This is a genomic window from Shewanella decolorationis (genome assembly GCF_004354305.1).
Classification (GTDB): Bacteria; Pseudomonadota; Gammaproteobacteria; order Enterobacterales; family Shewanellaceae; genus Shewanella; species Shewanella decolorationis.
Window position 1 is genome coordinate 1 of sequence record NZ_CP037898.1, and the last position, 15,637, is coordinate 15,637.

15 protein-coding genes are annotated in these 15,637 nt (G+C 48.4%); 2 read left to right on the forward strand and 13 right to left on the reverse strand.

Features of this window, described 5'->3' with window-relative positions; genetic code table 11:
- Nucleotides 1-209: 209 nt before the first annotated feature.
- The 11 genes from EYR25_RS00005 to yceD all read right to left on the reverse strand — a co-directional run bounded on the left by EYR25_RS00005 (nucleotide 210) and on the right by yceD (nucleotide 8,924).
- On the reverse strand, nucleotides 210-1,085 hold the full coding sequence (locus EYR25_RS00005) for an NAD(P)-dependent oxidoreductase (RefSeq protein WP_133178117.1): 876 nt from the start codon (nucleotides 1,083-1,085) through the stop codon (nucleotides 210-212).
- A 341-nt stretch (nucleotides 1,086-1,426) separates the two neighbouring features.
- Nucleotides 1,427-1,906 carry an acyl-CoA thioesterase gene (locus tag EYR25_RS00010; RefSeq protein WP_011623149.1) on the reverse strand — a complete coding sequence of 160 codons (480 nt, stop codon included), beginning with the start codon at nucleotides 1,904-1,906 and terminating at the stop codon, nucleotides 1,427-1,429.
- A 116-nt stretch (nucleotides 1,907-2,022) separates the two neighbouring features.
- Nucleotides 2,023-2,391: a hypothetical protein gene (locus EYR25_RS00015; RefSeq protein ID WP_039978490.1), complete on the reverse strand. Its 369-nt coding sequence runs from the start codon at nucleotides 2,389-2,391 to the stop codon at nucleotides 2,023-2,025.
- Between the two features lie 177 nt (nucleotides 2,392-2,568).
- Nucleotides 2,569-3,807, reverse strand: coding sequence for a beta-ketoacyl-ACP synthase II (gene fabF / locus EYR25_RS00020; RefSeq protein ID WP_039978489.1), 1,239 nt, complete (start codon nucleotides 3,805-3,807; stop codon nucleotides 2,569-2,571).
- Between the two features lie 207 nt (nucleotides 3,808-4,014).
- Nucleotides 4,015-4,248, reverse strand: a complete 234-nt coding sequence (gene acpP / locus EYR25_RS00025; RefSeq protein ID WP_006081231.1) for an acyl carrier protein — start codon at nucleotides 4,246-4,248, stop codon at nucleotides 4,015-4,017.
- Nucleotides 4,249-4,411: 163 nt separating this feature from the next.
- Nucleotides 4,412-5,158 carry a 3-oxoacyl-ACP reductase FabG gene (gene fabG, locus EYR25_RS00030; protein ID WP_011623152.1) on the reverse strand — a complete coding sequence of 249 codons (747 nt, stop codon included), beginning with the start codon at nucleotides 5,156-5,158 and terminating at the stop codon, nucleotides 4,412-4,414.
- A 9-nt stretch (nucleotides 5,159-5,167) separates the two neighbouring features.
- Nucleotides 5,168-6,094 carry an ACP S-malonyltransferase gene (gene fabD / locus EYR25_RS00035; RefSeq protein WP_133178118.1) on the reverse strand — a complete coding sequence of 309 codons (927 nt, stop codon included), beginning with the start codon at nucleotides 6,092-6,094 and terminating at the stop codon, nucleotides 5,168-5,170.
- 104 nt (nucleotides 6,095-6,198) lie between these two features.
- Nucleotides 6,199-7,158: a beta-ketoacyl-ACP synthase III gene (locus tag EYR25_RS00040; protein ID WP_133178119.1), complete on the reverse strand. Its 960-nt coding sequence runs from the start codon at nucleotides 7,156-7,158 to the stop codon at nucleotides 6,199-6,201.
- Between the two features lie 9 nt (nucleotides 7,159-7,167).
- Nucleotides 7,168-8,196 (reverse strand): phosphate acyltransferase PlsX, encoded by a 1,029-nt coding sequence (gene plsX / locus EYR25_RS00045; protein WP_023267848.1) that lies wholly within the window; start codon nucleotides 8,194-8,196, stop codon nucleotides 7,168-7,170.
- A gap of 15 nt (nucleotides 8,197-8,211) precedes the next feature.
- Entirely contained in the window at nucleotides 8,212-8,382 is a 171-nt protein-coding gene (rpmF, locus tag EYR25_RS00050; protein ID WP_011072715.1) for a 50S ribosomal protein L32, read from the reverse strand.
- Between the two features lie 17 nt (nucleotides 8,383-8,399).
- The gene (gene yceD, locus EYR25_RS00055) at nucleotides 8,400-8,924 is read right to left on the reverse strand and encodes a 23S rRNA accumulation protein YceD (RefSeq protein ID WP_023267847.1); all 525 of its coding nucleotides are present in this window, start codon (nucleotides 8,922-8,924) and stop codon (nucleotides 8,400-8,402) included.
- 286 nt (nucleotides 8,925-9,210) lie between these two features.
- On the opposite strand from yceD, the gene EYR25_RS00060 reads away from it, so the two are divergent.
- Entirely contained in the window at nucleotides 9,211-9,798 is a 588-nt protein-coding gene (locus EYR25_RS00060) for a Maf family protein (RefSeq protein WP_133178120.1), read from the forward strand.
- 160 nt (nucleotides 9,799-9,958) lie between these two features.
- On the opposite strand, the gene EYR25_RS00065 is transcribed toward EYR25_RS00060, so the two are convergent.
- Together EYR25_RS00065 and rluC are read right to left on the reverse strand one after the other, a co-directional pair.
- Nucleotides 9,959-10,633, reverse strand: a complete 675-nt coding sequence (locus EYR25_RS00065) for an HAD-IA family hydrolase (RefSeq protein ID WP_243729978.1) — start codon at nucleotides 10,631-10,633, stop codon at nucleotides 9,959-9,961.
- A 112-nt stretch (nucleotides 10,634-10,745) separates the two neighbouring features.
- Complete coding sequence (gene rluC / locus EYR25_RS00070) at nucleotides 10,746-11,705, reverse strand: 23S rRNA pseudouridine(955/2504/2580) synthase RluC (RefSeq protein WP_088211697.1); 960 nt, start codon at nucleotides 11,703-11,705, stop codon at nucleotides 10,746-10,748.
- A gap of 595 nt (nucleotides 11,706-12,300) precedes the next feature.
- On the opposite strand from rluC, the gene rne reads away from it, so the two are divergent.
- Complete coding sequence (gene rne / locus EYR25_RS00075; RefSeq protein WP_133178122.1) at nucleotides 12,301-15,594, forward strand: ribonuclease E; 3,294 nt, start codon at nucleotides 12,301-12,303, stop codon at nucleotides 15,592-15,594.
- Nucleotides 15,595-15,637: the final 43 nt, after the last annotated feature.

Sequence of the window (15,637 nt, forward strand, 5' to 3'; positions counted from 1 at the left end):
TACATCAATATCCTGTGATTGGCAAAATTCAGCAGTAACAAGTAGCTCTTTAGAAAATTCAGACATAAAAAAATCAGCCGCAACTTAGGTTGCGGCTGATTATGAAGCCCTTGAAAGATCGTTCAACTATTTAAAACGATCTGCATTAAGTGCATGACTGGGCTTTTTTATGCCATCAAACCTATGATGGCAATCTATTAGGCAACAACCTACTTAGTGTTTTTCTCAAAACGCGCTAACAAGCTTGAGGTATCCCAGCGATTACCGCCCATGGCTTGAACTTCAGAATAAAACTGATCCACTAATGCGGTTAAGGGTAAGTGCGAACCATTGCGGCGAGCTTCTTCTAGGGCAATACCTAAATCCTTACGCATCCAATCGACGGCAAAACCAAAATCATAGCTTTGGCCCCACATGGTTTTGTAGCGATTTTCCATCTGCCAGCTTTGCGCCGCGCCTTTACTGATCACTTCAACCACTTTTTCACCGTCAAGGCCTGCTTTGCGGGCAAATTGCAGCGCTTCGGCAAGGCCTTGTACCACACCTGCGATACAAATTTGGTTGACCATCTTAGTGAGCTGACCTGCACCGACCTCACCTAAACGCTCTGCGCAGCGCGCAAACGCCTCGATAACGGGCTTTACACGCTCGAACACGGCTTGATCGCCCCCGACCATCACGGTCAGCACGCCATTTTCGGCGCCAGCTTGGCCACCCGATACTGGCGCATCGAGAAAATCGATGCCTTTTTCGGCCAGCGCTTTATGTAATTCACGGGCCACATCGGCAGAAGCCGTTGTATGGTCAACCAGAACTGTACCTTGAGCCATACCATGGATCACGCCATCATTGCCTAATACCACTTCACGCAAGTCGTTATCGTTGCCTACGCAGGTAAACACAATATCTTGGCCGATAGCCGCCTCTTTGGGCGTTGGGCAGCAGCGACCGCCGTAGTTCTCGACCCAAGCTTGTGCCTTAGCAAAAGTACGGTTATACACAGTAACCTCATGGCCCTTGTTGAGTAAGTGTCTTGCCATGGGGTAACCCATTACGCCTAAACCAATAAATGCGACTTTTGCCATGAGGAATTCCTTTAATTGATAAACAAGATGAAACGTTTTACACCGCACATTTGCTCTGCGTTCATTAACACCACTCAATTGGCGACACTGAATTGACAAAATGGACTAACGACACGCAGAACGCGCGCTTATGTTACTCCGAGAAAGACCCGACCTAAACTAAAAAAATGCGAGCAAGTGTTTCAACTTAAAGGGTCAATCGGTAGAAAAAACGCTGGCGGCAGTGTAGCACTCGCTTAGGCGAGCGTCAGAGCAATAATGCCCTCGGCAGCAAACGCAGTGTTCGACAGAAACAACAAAGGCGCACATTGGCGCCTTTGTATTTTAATCACAAACCAAAATCACTTTTGCACGTGGGCTTCCATTTCGGCGCCAATTTTCTTGCGCATTTCCATTAAACGCAGCGCAGAATCACGCAGGTGAATATCATGCTCAGTCTGCGGCACCCATTCAGGCACAGGTGTCGGTTGCCCGTTTTCATCCACGGCCACCATGATAACGATACAGTGAGTCGTGAGATGGCGCTCTGAGACCTTAGGGTCCCCTGCCCGCACATCAATACCGATATGCATCGAGGTCTTGCCGGTATAAATTACCTTAGCGCTAACTTCGACAATATTGCCAACGAGGATCGGCTGTACAAATCGAATTCCCCCCGCATAGGCAGTTATGCAATATTTACCACTCCAACCTGCTGCGCAGGCATAGGCCGCAAGGTCAATCCATTTCATCACAGCGCCGCCGTGAACCTTACCACCAAAATTCACATCCGCGGGCTCAGACAAAAATCTCAGGGTAATTTGTCTATCGATACCAGCCATATAACCTCAACTTATTCAGCCTCTGTGGCTCAATGATTTTGCAATAAGTTGAGTTTACGATAGAAATGCGCAATAGCGTAAAGATAATTGCGATTGTCCCAGTGAAGAGAACCGATTTAGCCAAAGTAGCTTATCAGCCCGCAGGAGAGTAATAATCCCGGCAACGCCAGGCGATACAACCACAGCTGTAATTGGCTGCTAACAAACCGAGTCCCCTTGCCATAAGTGTAAATACCCAACCCCGCCAAAAACAGCCCAATCACTTCAAATCCCGATGACATATGGTTGCTGCCACCGACACTGATGGCGGTCACCAACAACGCAAACCACACCAGCACATATGCGGCAATGGCAAAAGTGAAGGTCTTCATGCCGATATCCATATTGGGATGCCAAACTTTGGATTCACCACGGATAAGTTCGGTCAAATTTGCGGTTACGGCGCCAACGATTGGCACAAGCGGGATCACCAGAGGGTTTAACATGACAAGCATCCTTTTAAGCGATATATGCCTGTCATTATCGGCGGCAAGCTGGATTAAACAAGCTTGATGAACAAAGGTTAACTATTTGGATATCAGCACGTTAGAAAGTGATATTCGGCACAATTCGGGCATAAAAAATGCGCCAATAGGCGCATTTTTTATCGAGCTAACCGCAGTTTAGACTTTCTTAAACAGCAATGAGCCGTTAGTGCCACCAAATCCGAAGGAGTTACATAGAGCGTACTCTAATTTCACATCGCGAGCAGTGTGCGCAACGAAGTCTAAATCACAGCCTTCGTCTGGATTATCGAGGTTGATGGTCGGTGGTACGGCTTGGTCGCGCAGCGCAAGCAGGGTGAAAATCGCTTCTACTGCACCCGCAGCGCCCAGCAAGTGACCCGTCATAGACTTAGTCGAACTGACCAGCAGGTTGTAGGCATGATCGCCAAACACAGATTTCACTGCTGCCGCTTCGGCTTTATCGCCCGCAGGCGTTGAAGTGCCGTGGGCATTGATATAACCAATTTTTTCAAATGGCAGCTTGGCATCATTCACCGCATTGACCATAGCCGCAGCAGCGCCCGCACCATCGCTTGGTGGCGATGTCATATGGAACGCATCACCGCTCATACCAAAGCCGACGAGTTCGCCATAAATGGTCGCGCCGCGCGCCTTAGCGTGCTCGTATTCTTCCATCACCATCACACCCGCGCCATCGCCGATGACAAAACCATCACGGTCTTTATCCCATGGACGGCTGGCTGCCGTTGGGTCATCGTTACGGGTCGACAGCGCTTTAGCTGCGCCAAAACCACCCACGCCTAATGGACAAGTGACGTCTTCGGCGCCACCAGCAACCATCACGTCTGCATCGCCATAGGCGATAGTACGTGCCGCAAAACCTATGTTGTGCACACCGGTAGTACAAGCGGTCGTGACGGCAAAGTTAGGGCCTGTCATGCCGTACATAATCGATAAATGGCCAGCAATCATATTGATGATGGTGCTTGGCACGAAGAAAGGCGAAATCTTACGGGGGCCACCGCTTAAGAGTGCGCTGTGGTTTTGTTCGATTAACCACATGCCGCCCATGCCCGCACCAATTGCGGTACCGACGCGGCCAGGATTTACTTTGCTCATATCCAGACCCGAGTCTTGGATAGCTTGGATGCCCGCAGCCATACCATATTGAATAAAGAGGTCCATTTTACGGGCGTCTTTCTTGGTTAAGTACTGCTCAACATCAAAATCTTTTACAGAACCACTGAAACGAGTGGTGAATTCGCTGGCATCAAATTTGGTTATAGGTGCAATACCACTCTTACCCGAAAGCAGCGCCTTCCAAGTAGTATCGACAGTATTACCCACGGGAGTTACTAACCCTAAACCGGTTACCACTACACGACGTTTAGACACGGCAGTCACCTTTTAATGCTAAATAGATAAGGTTATGACAGATAACGGTGTTTCTATCATAAAGAATCTTCGCCAATCTGCGGCGAGCATCTCATGGACAAATGCAACACAGCTTCCAGAGACGATTGAATGGCACTATTGCAGAATTGGGCGGAGCTAAAACAAAAACAGGCGGCATATTTGCCGCCTGTTCTCTAGAATTCAGAATTACTGATTCTTAGAAACGTAATCGATCGCTGCTTGAACAGTAGTGATCTTTTCAGCTTCTTCATCAGGGATCTCGGTATCAAACTCTTCTTCCAGAGCCATAACCAACTCAACAGTGTCCAGAGAATCTGCACCCAGATCGTCAACGAAAGATGCCGCTGGTTTAACGTCTTCTTCTTTAACGCCCAGTTGCTCTACAATGATTTTCTTTACACGTTCTTCGATGTTGCTCATTAGTTTTCTTTCCTATTCAAATTACGCACTTGCGTAAGATTGCGAGTAGTTTATTAGATTTGGCTGACAATGCAAGCTTAGTTTTCGTGGTCTAACCACGAAATTTAGCGACCAATTGATACAGATCACTACTCAGTTGCGACAGTATCCCTGCCATCCGCCCTTAAACCATGTACATTCCGCCATTCACATGCAAGGTCTCGCCTGTGATATAAGCGGCAGAATCCGACGCTAGGAAGAGTACGGCATTAGCAATTTCTTGCGCTTGCCCTAATCGTTCCATCGGAACCTGAGACATGATAGCTTTTTGCTGATCTTCGGTCAGCTCATCAGTCATATCGGTCTGGATAAATCCAGGAGCGATAGCATTAACTGTAATTTGACGAGATGCAACCTCTCTTGCAAGAGATTTTGTAAATCCGATCAAACCAGCTTTTGCTGCCGAGTAGTTAACTTGACCTGCATTGCCCATAGTGCCTACCACTGAACCGATATTGATGATCCGGCCAAAGCGCTTTTTCATCATGGTACGCATCACAGGTTTTGATAGTCTGAATAATGATGTCAGGTTGGTATCGATGATATCGTTCCATTCATCATCTTTCATTCGCATCAGCAAGTTATCACGGGTGATACCCGCGTTGTTGACTAGAATATCAACATCACCCGCTTTTTCTTTGATCGAATCGAATAAATCGGTGACGGATTGACTATCGGTAACATTAAGCACTAAACCAAAACCTTTGTCACCCAGATATTCTTGAATTGCTGCGGCGCCCTTCTCACTTGTGGCAGTTCCAACCACAATCGCACCGGCTTCGACTAAGGTTTCGGCAATCGCGCGGCCAATACCACGACTCGCGCCTGTCACTAAGGCAACTTTGCCCGCTAAACTCAGATTGATACTCATACAAACTCCTTATTCAGTTAACGCGGCAAGGGATGCAACATCATTAACTGCTTGGGCAGAAAGAGATTTATTAATGCGTTTCGCAAGGCCTGTCAATACTTTACCCGGGCCACACTCAACTAACTGGGTAATGCCTTTTTCGGCCATAAACTCAACGGTTTCACTCCAGCGCACTGGGCAATACAGTTGACGAACCAGCGCATCTTTAATGTCGGCAACCGCAGTAGGTGATGCCACATCTACGTTATTGATAACAGTGATGCTTGGCGCATTAAACTGCACATCGTTTAACGCAACCGCCAATTTATCTGCGGCAGGTTTCATTAATGCACAGTGTGATGGCACGCTGACAGGTAAGGCAACCGCCATTTTGGCGCCCGCCTCTTTACAGGCCGCAGCGGCACGTTCAACCGCCTCTTTTTGACCAGCGATAACCACTTGGCCTGGGCTGTTAAAGTTAACAGGGCTCACCACTTCGCCATGGGCGGCTTCAATACACGCATTAGCAATGCCGTCATTATCCAGACCGATAATCGCGTACATGGCGCCAGTACCGGCTGGCACGGCTTGCTGCATCAGTTGACCACGGAGTTCAACCAGTTTGATCGCATCTTTAAAGTCGATGACACCAGCACAAACTAATGCAGAATATTCACCTAGGCTGTGACCCGCTAACATCGCTGGCATGGCCTTACCAGAAGCAACATAGGCACGCCAAATCGCCACACTTGCGGCTAATAAGGCAGGCTGGGTTTTATCGGTTTCATTTAAGGTTTCAACGGGGCCGTCTTGCACTAATGCCCACAGATCATACCCTAACACCTGACTCGCTTCGGCAAAGGTTTGTCCCACAATCGGCTGCGCACCAGCCAACTCGGCTAACATGCCTAGGGCCTGTGAACCTTGGCCAGGGAATACAAAAGCTACATTTTCCATATCAAATTACCTATGGCGAACTTAATTTATTGAACACTAAACCGTTATCTTGGACAGCAAACCAAGATAACGATAGTTAGGAATTTAGTCGTATCCAGATACGGTTAAAAACGGACGAGCGCACTGCCCCACGCAAAACCGGCACCGAAGGCTTCGAGCAGCAATAGCTGGCCACGTTGGATCCGGCCATCACGCACGGCTTCGTCTAAGGCAATCGGTACCGACGCCGCCGAGGTATTACCGTGTTTGGCAAGGGTTAACACCACTTTATCTAAGCTCATTTCCAGCTTTTTTGCCGTGGCATTAATAATGCGGAAGTTAGCCTGATGGGGAACCAACCAGTCGATTTCCGACTTATCGATATTATTCAGGCGCAATGTTTCAGTGACTACATGGGATAACTGAGTCACCGCCACTTTAAAGACGTCATTGCCTTTCATGGTCATAAAGCCAACCGCTTCAGAGGTTTCCCCCTGACGAGGTGGGAAAGCGCACTTAAGCAAGTCACCTTGACGACCATCGGCATAAATATGGGTTGAAATAATCCCAGGCTCATCGGAAGCACCGATAACCGCCGCCCCTGCACCATCACCAAATAGGATAATAGTAGTGCGATCTTCTGGCTCACACAGACGGGATAATACGTCGGCGCCAATCACGAGGACTTTTTTCGCGGTACCATTTTTAACGAATTGGTCCGCCACGGATAAGGCATACACAAAACCTGAACAAGCCGCCGCAATATCAAAGGCTGGAATGGTATGTACGCCGAGCATGGCTTGAATTTCGCAGGCCGCCGCAGGAAACGCATTTGCCGCACTTGTGGTGCCACAAATGATCATATCTAACTCTGATGCTTCTATGCCGGCCATCTCGAGCGCCATTAATGCCGCCTGATAGCCCATAGTTGAGACAGTTTCGTCTTGCGCCGCGATGCGACGCTCTGAAATACCTGTACGTTCAACAATCCATTGGTCACTGGTTTCCACCATTTTTTCCAAATCTTGATTGCTACGCACCTGCACTGGCAGATAACTACCAGTTCCGAGAATTTTTGTATGCATAAGGAGGAATCAGTTATTTATATCTAAAAGAATCGACTCCAAACGATCTTTTATCATTTCGGGGAGTCGACGTTGCGCTTCAGTCACTGCCAAACTAATTGCTTGTAAATAGGCAGTTTCATCCGCATTTCCATGGCTCTTTACAACTATGCCACGCAATCCTATCAGACTTGCACCATTATAGTGGTCGGGGTTCATCTGACTGAGGACCGCCTGAATGCGTGGGGCGATGAGTTTTGCCAAAAAACGCACGAAGAAACCTTGGGTTAGGCCACGTTTTAACTGATGAACCAATAACTTGGCAATGCCTTCAGAGGTTTTGAGCGTGATGTTACCCACAAAACCGTCACAAACGATCACATCCACATTGCCCGAATAGATTTCATCACCTTCGATAAAGCCGGTGTAATTAATCTGATCGGTGTTTTGTAGTATTTGCGCCGCTTGTTGAACCTGATCGTTGCCTTTGATTTCTTCTGTGCCCACATTAAGGAGTGCAACTTTAGGGCGGGATTTTTTATCCACTGCCTCACACAGCACAGAACCCATCACGGCAAATTGGAAAAGCGTTTCTGAATCGCAGGAGATATTGGCACCTAAGTCCAATAAATAAACTGGCTTTTGCGTGACCGAGGGTAAACAACTGACCAACGCGGGTCTGTCTACACCGGGCAAGGTCTTCAATAACACCTTGGCCATGGCCATCAAGGCACCAGTATTGCCCGCACTCACACACGCCGCTGCTCGTCCGTCACGCACCAGTTCAATCGATAAGCGCATCGAACTATTTTTGCGGGTACGTAAAGCGTGCACGGGTCTATCGGACATGCTCACCACTTCATCGGTGTGAATGACTTCAATACGTGAGAGTAACGGTTGTTCTGCTTGACGCAGATAGACATCAATTTCAGTCTTATCGCCGACTAAAATGATTTTAAGGGAAGAGTGAGATTTTAGTGCCCGCAAGGCTGCAGGCACCGTGACGTGGGGGCCATGATCGCCACCCATCGCATCTAACGCGAGCGTCAGACTCGTCATTAGGAAACCAACAAATTACTTGTTGATTACCTTTTTACCGCGATAGAAACCATCAGCAGTCACGTTGTGACGCATATGGACTTCACCGCTGGTAGCGTCAACAGACAGCTGAGCAGTGCTCAGTGCGTCATGTGAACGGCGCATACCGCGCTTAGAACGAGATTTTTTATTCTGTTGTACAGCCATTGGCCCTGTCTCCTAGATTACTTGCTCTTCAGTTTTTCTAACACTGCAAACGGATTTGGACGCTCCTCTTGAGCGGGTTCGATCTCGCCTACAACTATGTCCATTGACCCGATGTTGCAATCAGTTTCTTCATGCATCGGGATGATAGGCATAGCGACTATCAATTCATCTTCGATCAATTGATGCAGACGTACTTCGCCAATCTCATTGCACTCAATTGGGTCATACGCATCCGGGAGCTCATCGATTTCTGCCTTAGTCCGGCATGGACCGAAGCAAAACTCGACCGTAACCTCAGTGGTAAATAGCGTCATGCAACGTTGACAAACCAGAGTGAGCTCCGTCACAGCCTTCCCTTTCAGGTAGACTATCCCCTGCAAATCTACGCCACATTCAATCGACACTGCCACATCGGAACAGTCGCCGGCACATAACTCATTTAATCTTCTCAATTGCTGCCCAGGCACTATCCCCTCATAGGTAGAACGGCTCGAGGCGGCGCGAAAAGGATCAATTGAAACCGGTATCTTTACTGTTTGCATAAGGCGCGCATATTATAGTTTGAAAACGCTAGAGTCAAAGAAAAATTTCTAACTTAAGTCCCAGTTTGCGACTTAAGTGATTCTCTAGCCCCAACATTGAAATTAACGGAAGCGAAATTTTACCCAAGCACGGGGCGGCGCACAAGCGTAAGCCGTCTAAAATAGCCGCACTCATCGTAAGAATCCCCGATTACAGCCCTAAAGTCATGCTATCTGCCACCACTCGCTTGCATTCAAGCGGCCAGGTTAGCGACAATAAGTCAGGTTTTCTTATGGATTTTTACCAATGACGCCCCAGTTAATCCTCGCTTCCACCTCTGTTTACCGACAAGCACTATTACAAAAGTTAGGCTTAGCCTTTGAGACTTGCAATCCAGATATTGATGAAAGACCCATGGCAAATGAGTCCGCCCAAGACTTAGTCTTAAGGCTTGCCAAAGCCAAGGCCGAGGCAGGAGCGAGCCATTTTCCACAGGGATTCATTATAGGCTCAGATCAGGTCGCCGTGATTGACGGCAAAATTATTGGTAAACCATTAAATCGAGACAATGCGATCAAGCAGCTCAGCCAGGCCTCGGGCAAAGCAATCACCTTTTATACCGGTCTTGCGCTCTATAATGCCAAGACTGAAGAAGTGACAGCTCAGGTCGAACCTTTCACCGTGCATTTTCGTCACCTGACTGCCGCGCAAATCGCCGCTTATGTCGATAAAGAGCAACCTTTTTATTGTGCGGGTAGCTTTAAGAGCGAAGGCTTCGGAATTGCCTTGTTTAATCGCTTAGAAGGCCGAGATCCTAACACCCTGATTGGGCTGCCCTTAATACTGTTAACTGAAATGCTGCTCACTCAAGGAATCGATGTCTTAGCCGACTAGCGTGAAGCGGTTATTAAGGTTACATGACGCAAGTGCGGCTCGATATGGGTAAGCTAGATGACACTTGCCCATATCGCTTGCTCAAATGATTCAAAAAGCATTTGGATTACTCACGGTGCAGGTTTTCAGTGCTCATTAATCTGCACTAATGAGTCCATCACTATAAATGCAGCAAGAGTTTTTCAGGGGAATCAATTAAGGCAATAGGATTGGCTTGCAGGAGCATTGCTTCATTATGGGCGCCGTAAGTCACGCCCACAGCGTCAATCCCCGCATTCGCCGCCATAGTCAAATCCAACAAAGAGTCTCCGACCATCAAGGCGCGTTCAGGCTGAACGCCTAACTCCTGCAGCAGACTTAAGATCATTTCAGGATGAGGTTTACTCTGCGCCTCATCGGCGCAGCGAGAAGCGATAAAGTAGTGACCTAAGCCGGATTGCTCCCACACGCGCACTAAGCCTGCTCTCGCCTTCCCCGTCGCGACGGCAAGTTGATACCCAGCCGTTGATAATGATTCGAGTAATTGGGGGGCTTGGTTAAAAATCGGCGTTGGCGTGGTATCAAGGTGCAAATACTGCATCTTGAACTCGGCGCGCATCTTGATATAGCAATCATCGGTGCCCACAAGCGCTTGAGTTGCGCCCGCTTGTGCTGCGCTGCTTGCAGATCCGATACGCGGCGGCACTGAAGTCAAACCTGCGGGAAATAACACCTGTAACGCCTGCGTCATCGACAAGCCAATCACATTGCGGATATCCGCTTCTGAAGGCACAGGTAACGCCAGCGCCCTTGCCATATTCTCAATGCAAACAATAATCTTGCCGATGGAATCCATTAACGTGCCATCCCAATCAAAAATCACTAAATCATATTTTCGCGGGGTTGAATGGCTCACTGAAAATTTCACGCTCTCAGGTTATCCGTGGGTAATAGGCGCAGAAAAAACGCTAAGCGCGCTTTAACTTGCCTAGCAGTTGTTGCAAATTATCATCAAGCGGCGCGGAGACTCGCATCACCTCATCGTTTTCAGGATGAATAAACATTAACTCTGCCGCATGTAAAAACAGTCGAGTCAGACCCAGTGACCGCATACTGTCATCAAACGCCTGCTCGCTGTATTTTTCATCACAGGCGATGGGATGTCCCATATATTGGCAATGCACCCGAATTTGGTGGGTACGTCCTGTTACAGGACTCGCCTGTACAAGCGTACAGCCTTGATAACGCTGTACAATTTTAAAGCGGGTTTCGGAGGGTTTACCTTCGGCATTGACTCGAACGATACGTTCGCCCGACTTAAGTGTCAGTTTTAACAGTGGTTGTTTAACCACTTTATCCTGCGCCGACCACTCGCCTTTAACTAAGGCTAAGTAATCCTTTTGCATCTTTTTATAACGCAGTTGGTCATGCATATGCTTAAGCGCACTGCGTTTTTTCGCCACCAGTAACACGCCCGAGGTGTCTTTATCGAGACGGTGAACCAGTTCTAAAAACTTTTGTTGTGGACGCAAGGAACGCAATGCTTCAATCACACCATAATCGACGCCACTGCCACCATGGACCGCAATCCCCGCCGGTTTATTCAAAACAATCAGATGATTGTCTTCATGCAAAATACGGTCTTCAAGCTGTGACACTCTACTCAAGTTTGCGGAAGGCGCGGTACGATTATCCTGCTCAGCCATTCTGACCGGCGGTACGCGAACCACATCACCGATTTGCAATTTGTACTCGGGCTTAATGCGTTTTTTATTCACCCGTACCTCGCCCTTACGAACGATACGGTAAATCATGCTCTTAGGAACGCCCTTGAGCACTGTGATTAAAAAATTGTCGATTCGTTGGTCGAGGTGGTCTTCGTCAATCGTGATCAACTGCACCTGTAGCTGTGGAGATTCTGTATTCATGATGTGCCATCTGCTTAAAACGGCGGCCATTGTACAACACTTAAGAAGAATTGTGCCTTTCCATTGCTGAATTTTTTGATTATTGCTATATTTCACCAGCGATTAGGGATAAGCCGTGAATAAAGTGTTCACAAGATCCCAGTCCCAAGTGAAAAGCTTTATAGATTAAAAAAGATTTTCTTGATAGCAACTCATTGATTTGCAAATCGTATACTGAGTAAAAATACCACAAATGCGTTTTTTACGATTAAATCGAGAATCTAACCTTACTTTAACTAGGTTTATCTAAAGTTTTTCTCACCGATTTCGAAATATATTTTAACTTGTCGTCAGACAAACCGATTCGACTTGGGCATTACCGGAACGAAATGAAAGAATTTATGGGGTTGGTTGATGTTTTACAACGAATTCCTTGTTTTTGTAATCATTAAAAAATAAGCCATAAATAGGATGCGACACGCAGCGACTGCGTCTAACAGTAATGCGCACCTTGCCTAGCCACCAGCCGTGAGGCTTCGTTGACCTACTGCTAGGCCCGTAATGCAGCGAAACGCGATTGTTTGATGACCTCCATTTAAAGAAGAATGACGTCATCATGAAACGTATGTTAATCAATGCAACTCAATCAGAAGAGTTGCGTGTTGCCCTGGTTGACGGGCAACAACTGTACGATCTGGATATTGAAAGTCCTGGTCACGAGCAAAAAAAATCCAACATTTACAAGGGTAAAATTACCCGCGTAGAACCCTCTTTAGAAGCCGCTTTCGTTGACTATGGTGCCGAGCGCCACGGCTTTTTACCGCTAAAAGAAATCGCCAGAGAATATTTCCCTAAAGGTTATTCTTTCCAAGGTCGCCCAAACATCAAAGAAGTGGTCAGTGAAGGACAAGAAGTTATTGTTCAGATTGACAAAGAAGAGCGTGGCAACAAAGGGGCTGCACTGACGACCTTTATCAGCCTAGCGGGTTCTTACTTAGTCTTGATGCCAAACAACCCTCGTGCTGGCGGTATTTCTCGCCGTATCGAAGGTGACGAGCGCACCGAATTAAAAGAAGCCATGGCCGATTTAGAAGTCCCTGCGGGTATGGGGCTTATCGTACGTACCGCAGGTGTTGGTAAAGAATCGACTGAACTGAAGTGGGACTTAAAAGTTTTACAGCACCACTGGGCTGCGATTACTGAAGCCGCGCAAAGCAAACCCGCGCCGTTCTTAATTCACCAAGAAAGTAACGTCATTGTACGTGCAATTCGTGATTATCTGCGCCGCGATGTGGGCGAGATCCTAATCGACCACCCACGTATTTTTGAAGAAGCCAAGCAGCATATTGCACTGGTACGCCCTGATTTTGTTGAGCGTGTAAAACTCTACGAAGCCGAAGTGCCATTGTTCACTCACTTCCAAATCGAGTCGCAAATCGAATCGGCATTCCAACGTGAAGTGCGTCTGCCATCGGGCGGTTCGATTGTTATCGACCCGACTGAAGCTTTAACCTCAATCGATATCAACTCTGCCCGCGCAACTAAGGGCGGCGATATCGAAGAAACCGCATTAAATACCAACCTTGAAGCCGCCGATGAGATTGCCCGTCAATTACGTCTGCGTGACTTAGGTGGTTTAGTCGTGATCGACTTTATCGATATGACGCCTGTGCGCCATCAACGTGAAGTTGAAAACCGCCTGCGCGATGCCGTGCACCACGACCGTGCCCGCGTGCAATTAGGCCGCATCTCTCGCTTCGGTCTGATGGAAATGTCGCGTCAACGTCTGCGTCCATCGTTAGAAGAATCAGCTGCGCATATCTGCCCTCGCTGTCATGGCCAAGGCACGATTCGTAGTACCGAATCTTTAGCGCTGTCGATTCTACGTCTGATGGAAGAAGAAGCGATTAAGGAAAACACCTCACAAATCGAAGCCATCGTGCCTGTCGATGTCGCGGCCTTCCTGCTGAACGAAAAACGCAAAGCGATTCGTATCACAGAGCAACGCCACGATGTAGAAGTCTATGTGATCCCAGATCCGCATATGATGACCCCTGATTATCGCGTCATTCGTCACCGCACCGACGATGAAATCGATGAATCTAGCTACAAGCGCATCGAACAGCCAGAAGCCAAGTTATACGAGCCCCGTAAACTGGAACGCACTGCTGCGCCAGCACCTGCCCTAAAAGGCTTTACAGCACCACAGAAAGTCGAACAAGCCGCCGCACCAACTGCCAATAAAGTGGAAGCAACAGAGCCAGGTTTCTTCAGCAAACTGTTCAGTGCCATTGGCGCCTTCTTCAGCTCAAGCGATAAGCCTGCGGCTGAAAAGACCACAGAAACCAAAAAGTCTGACAGTCAAACGGCCAATGCGAACCGTCGTAATCGTCGTAATGACACTCGCCGTACTCGCAATAACCAAGATGCTGACAAAGCGAAAGAAGGCACCCGCGAGCCACGCACCCGCAATGCCAAGAAGTCGGCTGATGCACCTCAGGCTCAGGAGCGTCCAGCTCGTGAAAAAGACGAGAATGCAAAACGCACTAAGCCAGAGCCTAAGAGCCGTAACCAAGCACCAAAAGAAGTGGTAGCTGAGTCTCAAGACGACACGCCAAAGCAAGAAGTGGCCCGTGAGCGTCGTCAGCGCCGTAACATGCGTCGTAAAGTACGCATCGATAACGCCAATGAAACCACTGAAGCGCCAATTCAAGAAGAAGTGGTATTAGCCGAAGTGGCCGCTGTTAATGCTGCCAATACGGAGGTTGCAGCTGAATCACAAGCTGAAACCAAAGCACCGCGCTCACGTCGCCAACCACGCAAAGAAGCTGCGGTTGCCAACGAGACAGCAGAAGCGACTGATACAGTAAGCCAAGCTGAAGCAAGTGCTGAAGTGGCTGTAGAAGCGCCTGTAGTAGAAAACCGTGCTGATGCGCCAGCTGACGTAACAGAAAGCGTTAAGACTGAAGCCGAGACCGATGCGGATAACGCAGACGTCAGCGCCGATGCCGATGATAAAGCGAAACGTGAATCTCGCGATGGACAACGTCGTAGTCGCCGCAGCCCACGTCATTTAAGAGCAGCTGGTCAACGTCGTCGCCGTGATGAAGATGAGCAAGGCGCCTCTGCACCTGCGCAATTCGTACCAAACGACGCACTGGGCGAAGATCAGGACTACCCAGCTCCAAGCGCTCAAACGGCAGAGGTAGCTGAGACCACTGAAGCAAAAGCAATTGAAGCCATCGCTGAACCCACTGTGACTTCTCCTGCAGCTGTAGTCGAAGCGGCAGATGTCAGTGTGGTTGCTGAAACCACCGCCAATAAAGCTGTTGAGACTGAAGCTATTGAGGCAGCTGCTACCGAGCAAGTGGCTGAGATTAAAACCGAGGTTGCTGCAACAGAAGCTCCAGCTGACACTGCGGTAAACAACAAGGCTGAGACAAGCGTTAAAACTGAAGAAGTTGCAGTTGAGCCAGTTAAAACTGTAGAAGCGATAACGGAAGCAGTTGTGGCCCCAGCCGAAACTCCAGCTCAAGCGAAAGCTGAAGCAAAGGCCGTTGCAGTTGAAGCCGTAACGCCTGAAGCAGACAAAGCCGAAGCAAAAGAAGCCGTAAAATCTGTGGCCTCTGCGCCAATGGCAAAACCCGCTCCTATCGTTAAACCACAGGCAAAACCTGTTGTGACTCAAGCCGCAGCAGCGTCTACAGCAGAAGCTGTGGTGAGCAAACCCAAAGCGGCGAGTCGTTTTGGTTCTATGGTGTCATCAGAAATGACCAAGCCAACGGTAGAAGTTAGAGCTCAGGTAGAAGTGCCAAAAGGTCGCGAGTATGGCAATGTCGCCTCCACCGAAGCGGCTGCGCCTAAACTGAAACACAGCAATAGCGCTGAATCGGATATGGCTCGCCCATAATCCTCAACCTGTTGTGAAAAAAGCCATGCACTTGCATAATGCC

Coding starts and splice junctions, on each gene's coding strand:
- EYR25_RS00005 (WP_133178117.1), bottom strand. CDS start 1,085: ATGGCAAAAGTCGCATTTATTGGTTTAGGCGTAATGGGTTACCCCATG.
- EYR25_RS00010 (WP_011623149.1), bottom strand. CDS start 1,906: ATGGCTGGTATCGATAGACAAATTACCCTGAGATTTTTGTCTGAGCCC.
- EYR25_RS00015 (WP_039978490.1), bottom strand. CDS start 2,391: ATGTTAAACCCTCTGGTGATCCCGCTTGTGCCAATCGTTGGCGCCGTA.
- acpP (WP_006081231.1), bottom strand. CDS start 4,248: ATGAGCAACATCGAAGAACGTGTAAAGAAAATCATTGTAGAGCAACTG.
- fabG (WP_011623152.1), bottom strand. CDS start 5,158: ATGAGTATCAATCTGAGTTTAGCGGGCAAAGTTGCCTTAGTGACAGGC.
- fabD (WP_133178118.1), bottom strand. CDS start 6,094: ATGGAAAATGTAGCTTTTGTATTCCCTGGCCAAGGTTCACAGGCCCTA.
- EYR25_RS00040 (WP_133178119.1), bottom strand. CDS start 7,158: ATGCATACAAAAATTCTCGGAACTGGTAGTTATCTGCCAGTGCAGGTG.
- plsX (WP_023267848.1), bottom strand. CDS start 8,196: ATGACGAGTCTGACGCTCGCGTTAGATGCGATGGGTGGCGATCATGGC.
- rpmF (WP_011072715.1), bottom strand. CDS start 8,382: ATGGCTGTACAACAGAATAAAAAATCTCGTTCTAAGCGCGGTATGCGC.
- yceD (WP_023267847.1), bottom strand. CDS start 8,924: ATGCAAACAGTAAAGATACCGGTTTCAATTGATCCTTTTCGCGCCGCC.
- EYR25_RS00060 (WP_133178120.1), top strand. CDS start 9,211: ATGACGCCCCAGTTAATCCTCGCTTCCACCTCTGTTTACCGACAAGCA.
- EYR25_RS00065 (WP_243729978.1), bottom strand. CDS start 10,633: ATGGATTCCATCGGCAAGATTATTGTTTGCATTGAGAATATGGCAAGG.
- rluC (WP_088211697.1), bottom strand. CDS start 11,705: ATGAATACAGAATCTCCACAGCTACAGGTGCAGTTGATCACGATTGAC.
- rne (WP_133178122.1), top strand. CDS start 12,301: ATGAAACGTATGTTAATCAATGCAACTCAATCAGAAGAGTTGCGTGTT.